We start from the raw sequence: 13,014 nt of genomic DNA, 5'->3' as shown, positions 1-13,014 counted from the left end.
TCGGACGGTGCTTCGTCAGTGGCCACGGAAGTCGAGATACCCGCGGGCAAGCTCGCCCCTGCCGAGTGCCGTGATCAGGTCGTTCACATTTTGTGGGGGAACGAGAGCGGAGACGACAGGTGACAGGTCGAGTTCTCCCCGCTCGATCGAGGCGGCCAGCTGGGGGATGAAGTGCTGCGGCGACACCGAGCCCATCCGGCATCCGTGGAGCGACTTGTCGTTGAAAAAGTCGCGGATCTCGAGACCCACATCGGTGCCGTGAGCGGGCAGGCCCACGATGACGCATCTGCCGCCCCAGCCGAGTGAGTGGAAGGCCTCCCGCAGCACCGGTGCCGCCCCCGTGCACTCGAGCACGACGTCAAATCCCTCCGCGGGTGCGATCGACGCGATGGCGCCGGCCGTCGTGGGTGTGTGGAACTCGTCCGCTCCGCAGCGGAAGGCCAGTTCACGTTTGCTCTCGTGCACGTCGTATGCGGTGATGTGGCGCGCCCCGTAGTGCCGAGCGGCGATGATCGAGTTCAGGCCCACGCCCCCGACACCCGTGACGAGGACGCTGTCACCTTCGCCGATGCGCGCCTGCTGCTTGGCCGCGCCGAACGCGGTGACCGTGGCGCACCCGAGCATCGCGCCGACGAGCGCGTCGAGGGACTCGGGCAACTCGATGAGTTGCGACACCCCGACCACCGTGCGGGACGCGAATGCCCCGAGTCTGACGAACTGGTGCACGGGGCGGCCATGCCTTGTGAACGGCGACGGTGCGGGTGCGGCACTCGCCCGGCACCAGTGTTCGCGTCCGCTGGAACAGAACTCGCACGTTCCGCATGACGGGAGGACGGTGAGCGTCACGCGTTTGCCCAGCCAGGCTGGGTTTACGCCCTCCCCGAGACCAGCGACGCGACCGATGGCTTCATGGCCCAGCACGACCGGCGTCAGTTGCGGGATGTCGCCCGCCACCGGCTTGAGATCGCTGTGACACAAGCCAGCGATGTCGATGTCTACGGAGACCCGACCGGGGCCAGGTTCGCCCACCTCTAGATCCTCCACGTACTGGACCTCATCGCCGGTCCACAGTATGCCCTTCACGGCTCACCAGATTTCACTCAAAGACATTTGCTTTCCTTCATTGGAAGTTAGCACATCACACTATTCGTACTATGTGGTTGACATCACAAACTAACCACCCATAGCATTCAGCTGGATCTAATCAGATTCCACTGAATGAAAGGTATGTGATGTACGTGCCGAATCGTCGAGCCGCAGCGCTCGCCGCCGCCTCCGCCTTGTTTGCAGCTGGTCTCGCTGCGTGCAGCAGTCCGACAACGTCGGCGAACGGTGGTGGCTCCGCTGGCGCCGCGTGCCCGGATGCGTCGACCACCGGCGAGATCGTCATCTCGGCCGGATCCAACCTAGGGGTGTTCTCGTCGGTACTCCTCGCCGAGGCGACCGGGGCGTTCGACAAGGCCGGGCTCAACGTGACGCTCGAGAAGATTCCATCCGCCGAAGCGATCCCGCTCGTGGCACAGGGGCGAATTGACGCCCAGATGACAAGCTACTCCGCCGCGCACTTCAACGCCGTGGACAGCGGTGTCGACGTGCAGTGGATGATGCCGTTCGATACACAGCAGGAGTACGAACCCGGCACGCCGCTGCCGGGCTACTGGGCGCACGTGGACTACGTCGGCACCGGACCGGAACCGGATCTCAAGGGCCTTGCCGGGCAGAGCGTCGGATCCCCGACATCCGGAACTGGGATCGGCGGTCTGATCCTCGACAACGCGCTCGCCAGCGTCGATCTGGACATCGGCGATGTCACGCTGAAGCAGCTGGTCGGTGCTGACGCGCTGGTCGCGCTGGAGAACAAGGCCGTCGCCGCCACCTGGATTGCGTCTCCGCTCGAGGTGGAGGCCGCCAAGAACAACAACCTGCGCCCCATTGCGAGCTACGCACCCGGCGTCACCGGAACGTCGCTCATCGCCGGCCCGAAGTTCCTGGATCGACCGGAGACGGTCGTGAAGTTTCTCCAGGTGGTGAGCCGCACCATCGAGGAAAACCTGCAGGGTGACTACCGTCAGGATCCTGAGGTGCGTGCCCAACTCGCAGCCCTGCTCGAGACGGACGAGTCGGTCGTCGAGCAGTCCCCGCTCCTCTACTTCGATCCGACACTGTCGATGGACGGAGTCGACGAGTTCCTCACCGAGTTGCAGGACTTCTCGCTCGAGAATGGTGGACTCGAGTACGGCGAGCCTCAGGACGTGACGACCCTCTTCGACCCGAGCTTCGTCGAAGCTGCGAACACCTGCTCACGCGACTGGATGACCGGGTCGAGCTGACGAACTGCTCCGCAGGGCACGGCGGTCCGCACCCCAGAAGGAGCGTGCGGGCCGCCTGGCATAGGTATCCCCGAGGGGGTGCGTCGGATTTCCAATCCGTGAAAGCCGTTGACTGCCAGGCTGTTTGAAAACAATGCTCGTGTCGTGATCTCGTCACGAGGAAGGAAGGACCCCATGGTGCGCGACTTGAACCACGTACAGGCGGCGGTGGCACGTCGATGAACCGACTCGAGGAGGTCGTCATCGTCGATGCGGTGCGCTCGCCGATGGCGAAGGGCAAGCCTGGCGGCGAGCTGTCCTCACTGCATCCCACAGAACTACTCGGGCAGGTGCTGTGCGAGCTGATTCGCCGCAGCGATCTCGACCCTGCGCTGGTCGACGACGTGTTGACCGGATGTGTCACCCAGGCGGGTGAGCAGGGTGGCACGGTCGGGCGGGTGGCGTGGCTGGCCGCGGGCCTTCCGCTGCACGTTCCCTCCGCGACGATCGAGCGCAAGTGCGGCTCGGGTCAGCAAGCTGTCGTCTTTGCCGCGCAGGCAATTGCGTCCGGCCAGGCGGACATCGTCATCGCCTCGGGCGTCGAGTCCATGAGTCGCGTGCCGATGGGCGCGGCGAAGCTCGGACAGGACGGCTACGGCCCGGCGATGCGCGCGCGGTTCCCGCACCTGACGAGCCAGGGTGTGGCGGCGGACCGGGTCGCCGCCGCTTTCGGGCTCGGGCGCGAGGACCTCGATGCCTACTCGGCGGAATCGCACCGGCGCGCCCAGTCCACGGTGGACGGTGGCGGATTCGACAACGAGATCGTCCCCGTCACCGTGGCCGACGGTGCGAGGGTGAACACCGACTCGACGATCCGCCCGACCACCTCGGTCGAAGGCCTGGCGAAGCTCGCGCCTGCCTTCGCGGGGGGCGAGGTGGCGACCACCTTCCCCGACCTTCAGGGGGTCACCACGGCGGGCAGTTCCTCCCAGGTCACTGACGGCGCAGCGGCAGTGCTGCTGATGTCGGCTTCGCGAGCGAACTCCCTCGGGCTGGCCCCGCGGGCTCGGCTGGCGTCGAGCACCGCATGTGGTGACGATCCCGAGATGATGCTCACCGCGCCGATCCCAGCCACCCGCAAGGTGCTCGCCCGGGCCAACCTCACCCTCGACGACATTGACATTTTCGAAGTCAACGAGGCATTCGCATCGGTGCCGATGGCATGGATGACAGCCCTCGGCGTCGACCATGGTCGGGTCAATCCGCGCGGCGGGGCCATCTCGCTCGGACATCCACTCGGAGCGTCCGGCGTCCGACTCCTCACGACTTTGATCAACGCACTCGACCAGTCTGGCGCACGCTACGGACTACAGACGATGTGCGAGGCGGGCGGAATGGCCAACGCCTACATCGTCGAGTCACTCACTCACTAAGGAAGTCAAACATGAAGCTGGACAATGCATCCGTCGTCGTCACCGGCGGGGCCTCTGGTCTCGGCCGCGCCAGCGCCGAGCGCCTCGCCGCGCGGGGCGCCGAGGTGGTCATCGTCGACCTGCCGACGAGCGCGGGCAGCGACGTTGCCGAGGCTATCGGTCCGAACGTCCGATTCGCGCCCGCCGACGTGTCGAACGCGGACCAGGTCGAGGCAGCGGTCGCTGCCGCGGCCGATCGTGCGCCGCTGCGTGGCGTGGTCCACTGTGCAGGTCGGGGAGGGACCGTGCGCCTGGTCGATCGGGAGGGCCAGCCGGGCTCACTGGAGACGTTCGCGGCCGTGGTGAACACCAACCTGTTCGGCACCTTCAACGTGCTCCGCTTCGCCGCGGCCGCGATGGCCGGGAACGACGAGGTGGACGGCGAACGGGGCGCGATCGTGCTGACCGCGTCGGTTGCCGCGTACGAGGGCCAGATCGGTCAGATTCCCTACGCCGCCTCGAAGGCGGGCGTCGTGGGCATGACGATCGTGGCTGCTCGGGACCTCTCCAGCAAGCTGATCCGGGTGTGCACGATCGCGCCCGGCGTCTTCGACACCCCTATTCTCGGACGAATGGGCGAAGACGCGCGGGCACGCCTCTACGGCGCCGTTCCGCATCCTCGCCGACTCGGGAACGCCGGCGAGTTCGCACAACTGGCCGAGAACATCCTGGACAACCCGATGCTGAACGGTGAGACGATCCGCCTCGACGGCGGTCTGCGCATGGGCCCGAAGTGACCGGGCGTCCGGCATAGCCCCGCGAGTCCGCACCCACCCCCGCAGTCCTGTAGGAGGACGACCGTGCGCTCCTTTGAGCACTACGCCCTGAACGACCCCGGACGGGTCGCGCTCGTCGCCGACGGTCGCACGACCATGACCTTCGGAGAAGTTGCGGCGTCGACGAACCGGATCGTGAACTTCTTGGCAGAGCAGCCCTGCCTCGGCGAGGGGAGCAGTGTGGCGGTGCTGATGCCGGACGGTCCTGAACAGATCGTCGCCCAGCGCGCGGTTCTCCAGCGGCCGCTCTATCTGACTCCATTGAACCGTCATCTCACACGCAGCGAGATCGCTTACGTCATAGCGGATTCGGATGCGAGAATCCTGCTGACGACCGCTGAGTTCATGGACCTCGCCGCCGCCGGTGTTGCAGATGCTGGGACCGACTGCGTCGTCATCGACGTCGGCGATCTTACTGGCGACGGTGCGAACGGTTGGTTCCACGACGAGTCGACCGAGGTGACGGCAACGACGGCGGCGGGCTCGCGAATGTTCTACACCTCGGGGACTACGGGACGCCCCAAGGGGGTACGCCGCGCCCTCCGTGGTGTCACCCCGCAGGAGGCCGCTCAGCTCGCGGTCGCACGCGGCGACACGTACGGCGTCGACGTCGAGAATGGCGTGTTCCTCAGTACCGCACCCATGTATCACACCGCTGGCTCGGTGTTCGTCGACCAGGCGTTGGCTCTCGGGCACGCCGTGGTCGTCGCACCGAAATGGGACCCGCGCATCTGCCTCGACCTGATCGGTCGGCACGCCGTCACCTGGACCTACCTCGTCCCGATGATGATGTCGGATCTGTTGGCCCTCGATGTCGCGGACCGCAGCCGGTACGACACCCGGTCGCTCCGCCGCATCGTGCACACCGCGGCGCCGTGCCCGCCCGTGGTGAAGCGGGGGATCATCGAGTGGCTCGGACCCGTGGTCACCGAGATCTATGGCGGCACAGAGGGGACCGCGACGTTCATCACCAGCGAGGAGTGGCTTGAGCATCCTGGAAGTGTCGGGCGGGCTGGCCAGGCGACAGAGCTGTCCGTCCGGGACGAGCACGGAAATCCTCTCTCAGCGGGAGAAGTGGGACTGATCTACTTCCGCTCGACCTTGCCCACATTCCTATCACGGCGACGCGGACAAGACGGAAAGGTCCCGGTTGAACGGGACGATCACGCTGGGGGACCTCGGATACCTGGACGAGGCTGGCTACCTGTACGTGACCGGGCGCGACGCCGACCTGACCATCTCGGGCGGGGTGAACATCTATCCCGCCGAAGTCGAGCACGCACTACTCGAAGTTCCAGGAGTGATCGACGCGTGTGTAGTGGGGCGCAAGGACGAACGGTGGGGCGAGAGTGTCCATGCCGTTGTAGTGGGTTCCGACCCCGTTGACGTTGAAGTCCTGGAAGTTGCCCTGCGCGAGCGCCTTGCGGGCTACAAGGTCCCGCGGTCCTGGGAAGTGCGGGACGCAGTGCCGCGGTCCGAGGCGGGCAAGTTGCTGCGCCGAGTTGTGCGGGCGGAGGTGAACGGAGATCGGTAGCGGGCTAACGTTCTCGGTATGGAGCTATCCCAGCTGAGGTACTTCCTGGCTGTGTGCGACAGCGGCAGCGCACTCGGTGCGTCCGCCCGGCTCGGCGTGCGACAGTCGAGTGTCTCCACTGCGATCCGTGCACTCGAACGCGATCTGAACGCAACCCTGTTCCATCGTGTGGGCAGGGGGATGATTCCCACTCCGGCAGGTCACGCCCTGGCCGGTCCGGCACGCCGGATCATGCGCGAGTGCGACCAGTCGACCGAAGTGGCGGCCGGTCCGACCCGGCGGGTTGCCGGCGGACTTGAAGTCGCTGCGCTGTCTACCGCGGTCAGTGGTCCGTTCGCCACTCTTGTTGCGTCGTGGCTCGCCGACACCCCCGATGCCGTTCTGCATGTCCACGACCTCGCCCGGGAGGATGACGTCGTGGACGCCCTGTCCTCAGGGTCGGTCGAAATCGTCTGCACCCGACTACCGCTCGCTACGTCGCTCGAGAACGCCTACCGCGTGATCTCCCTCGGCAGGGGCGACCTGCACGTGGCCGTCCCCCCGACGTCGACCGCACCGCCCGACCGGGTCCTCAACTTCCAGGATCTCGCCGCCATGCCGATGGTCCTGGTCCCGCCTGGTCGCCGGTCCGAGTTTGAACGCACGACCGCCCGACGACCCCTCCCCGTCGCGGCAGTCGTGGAGCAGCGAGAAGCGCGCACGGCATTCATGCTGGCGGGAATCGGCAGCACACTGGTAGGCGGGAGCCTGGTTGGTGAGGTCCGGGAGCGGGGCGCCCACGTCCGGCGGCTGGAGCCTCGGTTCCGGCAGGAACTGGGTCTGGTGTTCGCCGCCGACCAGCTCAGCCCGGTCGCGAGGTCATTCGTTGATGCTGCCGTCGAGTACGTCAGCCGCCGCTCGTAATGCCTCGCCGGCGGGAGAAAGGATGCCCCGCCGCCAGATCAGCGCGGGGGTGCGCCACATCGGCGGATCAAGCGGACGCAGAATGGTGTTCGGGAGGATCCTCTCGGCACTGAACTTCCCGATCAAGGCGGATGCCGTCCCGGCGGTGACCAGTTCCCAGAGCAGCTGGCGATGCGCCGTCCGGATTCGGGTCGATACAGCAGCGTCGGCGAGAAGCGCACCAAGTTCCGTGGACCTGTCCGCATCTGTTGTCGGCACTCCGACGCCGTGTGAATGCACCTCGTCCCGCCGGACGGGCCCGATGTCGCCAATGTCCTTCCCTGCGAGCACGATCTCCTCCCGGGGAAGGGCGCGCACCCCCCATTTCGGGTCCTCGACGGGAAGGTCGACGACTCCGATTTCAGCCGCGTTGCGGGTGAGTCGCTCCATCACCTCGGGTCCAGTCCCGCCGTCGAGCACATGCACTTCCAGACCGGGGTACCTGTGGCGCAGCGCTGCGACAATCGGCGTCAGGGGATAGACCGACAGCGTGGACGCCGTCGCGACTACGACCCGTCCGACCGTGAGGTCGGAGACCTGACGGACGCGCTCGCGGGCCCTGTCCGCCTCTCCGAGCACCCGCCGGGCGACCCCTGCCAGCTCGAGTCCGGCGTCCGTCGGCTTCGCAAATCGCCCTGACCTGTCGAGCAAGTGCACACCGAGCTCCGATTCGAGCAGCCGAATCGTCTGGGACAGCGAGGGTTGGCTGACGTAGAGCGCTGCTGCGCCCCGGCTCACCCCCTGGTGGTCGACGACCGCGAGAAAGTACCGAAGCGCACGCAGATCCATGGAACGGATGCTAGACGTACATAGGCTCTGTCGATAGCTTCTCTCGGAACTACCTTCTTGTGCCGACCTCGCGGTGCGACGACAGTGAAAGTCACCAGCAAACGCATCCACGGAGGAGCCATGACAGAACGTCACGTCAGTGTCGAGACCAAGGGCAGCACCGGCATCGTCTATCTCGACCGTCCCGATCGCCGCAACTCGTACACCCCGGTGATGGCGAATCAACTACAACAGGCGCTCGTCGAACTTGACAGCGACCAAGCGGTGTCCGTGATCGTCGTGACCGGTCGCGGGGAACACTTCGGCGTCGGTGCGGACCTCGGCCTGGACTGGCGCGACGTCGACGCGCACGCCGTAGAATCACTGACCCGACCGGACCAGGCACCGTGGCGGCTGCAGACGCCGATCATCGCGGCGATCAACGGCGACGCAATCGGAGTGAGCCTGACATGGGCGATGCAGGCCGACATTCGGGTCGTGGCATCCACGGCGCGGTTGGCCTTCTCGTTCAACCGGGTCGGCATCATCCCCGATCGCGGATCGATGTGGCTGTTGCCGCGCCTTGCCGGCTTCGGCGTCGCGATGGACCTGCTGCTGACCGGCCGCACCATCGACGGCCGGGAGTTCACGACGCTGGGCCTCGCCACACACTGCGTTGCCAGCGAGGACGTCCTCGTGACCGCGATCGACCTCGCCGCCGACATGGCCGAGCGGTGCGCGCCGGCGTCGATGACCGTCACCAAGCAGCTGATGTACGAGTTCCTCGAGACCACCGACCGGTTGCACGCCTACAACCGGGAGCGTCGGACCCTCAACTGGGTGCGCACGCTTGGCGAGACGTTGCGGGGGATCGCGGCATTCAAGGAGAAGCGAGCGCCGGAGTGGCAGACCACGAAGCACACGACCATCCCGGCGGAACTGCGATGAGTGCTCCCGCCACGTCGGAGGACCGGACCGCGACCGCAGTACCCGACCTCACCCCGCTGCTGCGCCCAGAGTCGATCGCGGTGCTCGGCGGAACGTCGAAGCCGACCGGACTCGGCAGCCGCACCCTCGCCCACCTGCGTGCGGCTGAGTATCCCGGCACTGTCGTCGTGCCCGCCCGCGGCGAGCCGCTGGACCGGGACGTCGACGTCGCAGTCATCGCGGTCCCCGCGGCCGCGGTGCACGACGTGCTCGACTCGGTCGACGGTCGGACCAAGTTCGCGGTGATCTTCAGTTCGGGGTTCGAGGAGGTCGGCGGCGAGGCGCTGCGTACCTCGCGCGGAACGGTCCTGATCGGACCGAACACGGTTGGGCTCTACCACGCCCAGTCCCGTGCAACGCTTACCTTCGCACAGGCCTTCGACTCGCTAGTCGACTGCCGGCACGGCAGCGGGGCGTTCCTTGTGTCGCAGAGCGGCGCATTTGGAGCCCGAGTGGTCAGTGCCGCAGCCCGTTTCGGGCTTCATCTCGACGGTTTCATCGGTTCGGGCAACGAGGCTCACCTCGACGCCTGCACACTCGCGCGTGGAGCTCTCGCGGTGGCTCAGCCGAAGGTCCTTATGCTCTACCTGGAGGGGCTGCGCGACGCAGTCACGCTGGAGGCGCTCCTGGCCGACGCGCGAAACGCCGGTGTGCCCGTTGTGTGTCTTCTCGGCGGCCTCTCCGATGCTGGGGCAAACGCCGCCGCGTCACACACCGCCGCGGTCAGTGCCGACGCGGCGGTGGTCGACGAACTGTTCCGCGCTTACGGTGCGACCCTGGTCAGGTCCGACCGCGACCTCATCCTGTCGGCGCTCGCGTACTCCGTGTTGGGGACGGCACGGGGACGCCGCGTCGGAATCGTGACGGGATCGGGTGGCGCGGGCGTGGTGGCGTCGGACCTGCTGAGCACGGCGGGCGTGACGCTTCCTGCGCTGTCCGCGCCCACCCGGTCCGCGCTGGCCGCGCTGCTGCCCGCGATCGCGACGACGGGAAACCCGGTCGATGTCACCGCTCAGACCGTCGGTGACGACGTTCTGCTCGGAAAGGTATGTGATGAGCTCCGCAACAGCGGTGAGGTGGATGCGATTCTCGTTGTGGGCAGGGAGGACCAGGCCCGCTCGATCGGTGCGGTCGCCGGAGCTGCGGTACCCACCGTCCTTGCCTGCCTCGATCGCGAGCCTGCGAATGTGCGCCCGCTGATCGAGGCAGGTGAGATGGTGCTGCCGGATCTGGACTCCGCCTGCAAGGCGGTGGCCGCGGTGACGCGGTTCGCTGGGCCGCGGAACTCGGCAGTACCGCGAAGGGAACCGACTCCCGGGCCGTGGCAGCGCCTCGACGGCACGCCCTCGGCCGCGGAAAGCCTCTCGCTCGTCGAGGACGCAGGCGTGGAGACGGCGGACTGGCAGCTGGCACGCAGCGTCGGGCAGGTCGCGGAGATCGGTGAGACGCTCGGTTGGCCGGTGGTGCTCAAGGCGGACAGTGCCGCCGAGGTGCACAAGGCTCGCGCCGGCGGGGTGAAGCTCGACGTTGACCGGGCGCGCGCAGGCACGGCGGCGGAGGAGCTTTTCGCCTCGGGAGCGGGTGGCGTCATCGTCGCGAAGCAGCTGCGGAGCTCGATGGAGCTGTTCGTCGGAGTCCGCCGTGACCCGCAATGGGGTCTGGTCGTTTCAGCGGGGCTCGGCGGCGCGAACATCGAACTCCTCAACCGCACGGTCGCCCTTCCCGCCTTCCTCGGGGAGGAGCATCTGGCGGCGCGGCTCGAGGAGGAGATCTTCTTGCGAGTACCGGGACGGTACTCCGACACCGGTCCAGCTCTGGCGCGAGCCGCCACCCGCCTGGTTCGACTGGCCGCGGCCACCGGAGCCGCCCTGGTCGAATGCAACCCGCTGGGATGGGTCGACAGTCGACTCGTCGCTCTCGACGCACGGGTCGTGCTGTGAGCGCCGCGGACGAGCTGCGTGCGACGCTGGCTCGGATCCTCCCTCCATCGTGGACCGCGTTGGTCGCCGGGGACGACCGCGAAGGGTTGGATGAGATGATCGCCGCGACCGACCCCGCCGAGGTGTCCGAGCTCGTGCGCATGGTCGCCCGGGACGGATGGTTGGTGCCAGAGTGGCCCTGCGAGCTGGGAGGCCGCGCCCTCGGCGCCGACGAAACCGTGGACGTGCGAAGAGAACTCGCGAGGTGGCGGGTTGGCACTGTTGAAAGTGCCATCGGCACCGGCTGGGTGGGTCCGGCGATCCTGAAGTACGCGAGCAGTGACGTCGCGGAGGAGTTGCTTCCCCCGATCGCCCGAAACGAGGCACTCTGGTGTCAGCTATTCTCCGAGCCGGACGCTGGCTCCGACCTCGCCGCGGTACGAACCCGCGCCACCCGCGACGGTGACGTCTGGACGGTGACGGGTCGCAAGATATGGACGAGCCGTGCGGACAGGGCGGGATGGGGGCTGGCGGTCGCACGCACCGACGCGAGCGTTCCCAAGCATGCCGGCCTGACCTGCTTCCTGGTGGACATGAGGTCCGCCGGCGTGAGTTTTCGACCGATTCGTCAGATGACCGGGGATGCAGAGTTCTTCGAGGTGAACCTCGGCGATGTTCGGATCCCGGATCGCTATCGACTCGGTGAGGCCGGGCAGGGCTGGGAAGTGGTGCGCGCCGTGCTGGCGCTCGAACGGGTAGCCGGATCCGGCGCCGGCGCTGCGACACCCGGGTCAATGGTCGGCCGACCGATCGAGGAACTGGTCAGCAACTACCTGCCCACCGCGTCGGAGCTGGAAGCGGACAGGATCGCCCGGCTGTGGGTGGAGTCCCGCGCGATCGCCTTCAACAATCGGCGGCACGCGTTGCACCGGACGGAGAACCTGCCACCCGTCGCCAACGGCACGCCGTACAACAAGGTCATGCAGGCCGAGCACACCAAGCGCTTGCAGCGGGCGTTCCTGGACTTCGGTGAACTCGGTCTGCTCGCCCACGCACCGGACGCCCGGGGTGCCGCCTACGACGTCTGGGCCTACCTGCGGGTACAACCCAAGACGGTGGCCGGAGGAACCTCCGAGGTGCTGCGGGATCAGATCGCGGAGCGCGGGCTCGGGATGCCTCGCGGTACCGACCCGAGCCGGACTCAGTCCTGGCGTTCCTTCATCGACTCTTCAGGAGCAAGCGCATGAGGCTTCCATCGACAGAACAGCGTGACTTCGTTACCAGCGTCGAAGCGATCGCGGAGAAGCACGACCCGCTCAGCGCCCTGCGCGCGGGCGATCCCGGACCGCGGGTTCTCGACGAGATGCTGTGGCGTCGTCTTGTCGACGTCGGTGTCCTCGAGCCACTACAGGACGGCGACGTCCAGACCACCTGCCTGGTCGCGGAGGCGTTGGGGAGGTATGCGACTCCCGTGCCCTACCTGGCCCGCACCGTGTCCCGGTATGCGCTGTCCGTGCTCGAACAGACCGGGGTCAGCGAGGCCTACACGTTCGGGTTCCTCGGTGCCGACGGCGGGTTCACCGCGGCTCCGCTGGAGATGCGCGACGCGCGGGTCAGCGGAACGCTGCCATTCGTGCCCGACGCCGACGTGTCGTCGGAGGTGGTGGCGCTCGCCGTCGACGACGGGGAGACACGCGCCGTCGTGATGGACGTCGCCGACGCTGACGTGAATGCACTGGTCTGCCTCGACGGAACGCAGCCGATGAGTTCGGTCCAGTTCGACGCTGCACCGGCCCGAGTGCTCGCATCGCGGGATGCAGCACTGGCCGAGGGGCTCGAGCGGGTCCGGCACGTCGGGACCGCGATTCACTGTGCATCGCTGGTCGGTGCGATGTCGTGGCTGCTGGACACGACCGTCGACTATGCGGGCCAGCGGGTTCAGTTCGGTCAGCCGATCGCGTCGCGGCAGGCGGTCAAGCACGCCTGCGCCGACATGCTCGCCAGGACCGAGTCCAGCCGGGCGATGGTCCTCGAGCTGGCGGGTGTCCTGCAGGAGGGCTCGTCGAGTGCGGTGTCGACGGAGTTGCTCGTCTCGACGGTGAAGTCGTTCGTCTCGGAGGCGGCCGACGAGTGTGCGTCGCGCGCTTTTCAGCTGCACGGCGGCATCGGCTTCACCTGGGAACACGACCTTCATCACTACTTCAAGCGGTGCACGGTGGGGTCGACGCTGTTCGGCACACCGGCCGCTCACCGGACGGTAGTAGCCCGGTGCCTGCGCGGCGAGTTGACTCCGCTCAACTGAATTGA

Annotated in this window: 12 protein-coding genes; 10 read left to right on the top strand and 2 right to left on the bottom strand. The window is 67.2% G+C overall.

Translation table 11 applies throughout. The annotated features are described in order from the left end of the window. Positions 1-15: 15 nt before the first annotated feature. Positions 16-1,029, bottom strand: a complete 1,014-nt coding sequence (locus QNA09_RS28050; RefSeq protein ID WP_169833867.1) for a zinc-binding dehydrogenase — start codon at positions 1,027-1,029, stop codon at positions 16-18. A gap of 209 nt (positions 1,030-1,238) precedes the next feature. On the opposite strand from QNA09_RS28050, the gene QNA09_RS28045 reads away from it, so the two are divergent. From QNA09_RS28045 to QNA09_RS28025, 6 genes are all read left to right on the top strand, one after another. Beyond that, a complete protein-coding gene (locus QNA09_RS28045; protein ID WP_169833866.1) occupies positions 1,239-2,330 on the top strand; it encodes an ABC transporter substrate-binding protein in 1,092 nt (363 codons plus the stop codon). Positions 2,331-2,548: 218 nt separating this feature from the next. After that, positions 2,549-3,742: a thiolase family protein gene (locus QNA09_RS28040; RefSeq protein WP_064256979.1), complete on the top strand. Its 1,194-nt coding sequence runs from the start codon at positions 2,549-2,551 to the stop codon at positions 3,740-3,742. Positions 3,743-3,753: 11 nt separating this feature from the next. Continuing rightward, positions 3,754-4,518, top strand: a complete 765-nt coding sequence (locus tag QNA09_RS28035; protein WP_064256978.1) for an SDR family NAD(P)-dependent oxidoreductase — start codon at positions 3,754-3,756, stop codon at positions 4,516-4,518. Positions 4,519-4,581: 63 nt separating this feature from the next. After that, positions 4,582-5,943, top strand: coding sequence for an AMP-binding protein (locus tag QNA09_RS28030; protein WP_082899721.1), 1,362 nt, complete (start codon positions 4,582-4,584; stop codon positions 5,941-5,943). Then, the gene (locus QNA09_RS29245; RefSeq protein ID WP_169833865.1) at positions 5,858-6,091 is read left to right on the top strand and encodes a hypothetical protein; all 234 of its coding nucleotides are present in this window, start codon (positions 5,858-5,860) and stop codon (positions 6,089-6,091) included. The genes QNA09_RS28030 and QNA09_RS29245 overlap by 86 nt, the downstream gene beginning before the upstream one ends. A gap of 18 nt (positions 6,092-6,109) precedes the next feature. Further along, positions 6,110-6,994 carry a LysR family transcriptional regulator gene (locus QNA09_RS28025; RefSeq protein ID WP_064256977.1) on the top strand — a complete coding sequence of 295 codons (885 nt, stop codon included), beginning with the start codon at positions 6,110-6,112 and terminating at the stop codon, positions 6,992-6,994. On the opposite strand, the gene QNA09_RS28020 is transcribed toward QNA09_RS28025, so the two are convergent. Next, complete coding sequence (locus QNA09_RS28020; protein WP_064256976.1) at positions 6,950-7,822, bottom strand: LysR family transcriptional regulator; 873 nt, start codon at positions 7,820-7,822, stop codon at positions 6,950-6,952. The genes QNA09_RS28025 and QNA09_RS28020 overlap by 45 nt on opposite strands. Before the next feature lie 120 nt (positions 7,823-7,942). On the opposite strand from QNA09_RS28020, the gene QNA09_RS28015 reads away from it, so the two are divergent. The 4 genes from QNA09_RS28015 to QNA09_RS28000 all read left to right on the top strand — a co-directional run bounded on the left by QNA09_RS28015 (position 7,943) and on the right by QNA09_RS28000 (position 13,009). Next, a complete protein-coding gene (locus QNA09_RS28015; protein WP_064257014.1) occupies positions 7,943-8,749 on the top strand; it encodes an enoyl-CoA hydratase/isomerase family protein in 807 nt (268 codons plus the stop codon). Between the two features lie 245 nt (positions 8,750-8,994). Continuing rightward, on the top strand, positions 8,995-10,728 hold the full coding sequence (locus QNA09_RS28010; protein ID WP_308072633.1) for an acetate--CoA ligase family protein: 1,734 nt from the start codon (positions 8,995-8,997) through the stop codon (positions 10,726-10,728). Then, complete coding sequence (locus QNA09_RS28005) at positions 10,725-11,954, top strand: acyl-CoA dehydrogenase family protein (protein ID WP_064256974.1); 1,230 nt, start codon at positions 10,725-10,727, stop codon at positions 11,952-11,954. The genes QNA09_RS28010 and QNA09_RS28005 overlap by 4 nt, the downstream gene beginning before the upstream one ends. Next, on the top strand, positions 11,951-13,009 hold the full coding sequence (locus QNA09_RS28000; protein WP_064256973.1) for an acyl-CoA dehydrogenase family protein: 1,059 nt from the start codon (positions 11,951-11,953) through the stop codon (positions 13,007-13,009). Before QNA09_RS28005 ends, QNA09_RS28000 begins: the two co-directional genes overlap by 4 nt. Positions 13,010-13,014: the final 5 nt, after the last annotated feature.

Origin of the sequence: Rhodococcus sp. AH-ZY2 (assembly GCF_030916465.1) — a bacterium.
In the GTDB taxonomy this organism is placed as follows: Bacteria; Actinomycetota; Actinomycetes; order Mycobacteriales; family Mycobacteriaceae; genus Rhodococcus; species Rhodococcus ruber.
Note: the sequence above shows the minus strand (reverse complement) of the source record. Positions and strands in the feature narration are given on the sequence as shown.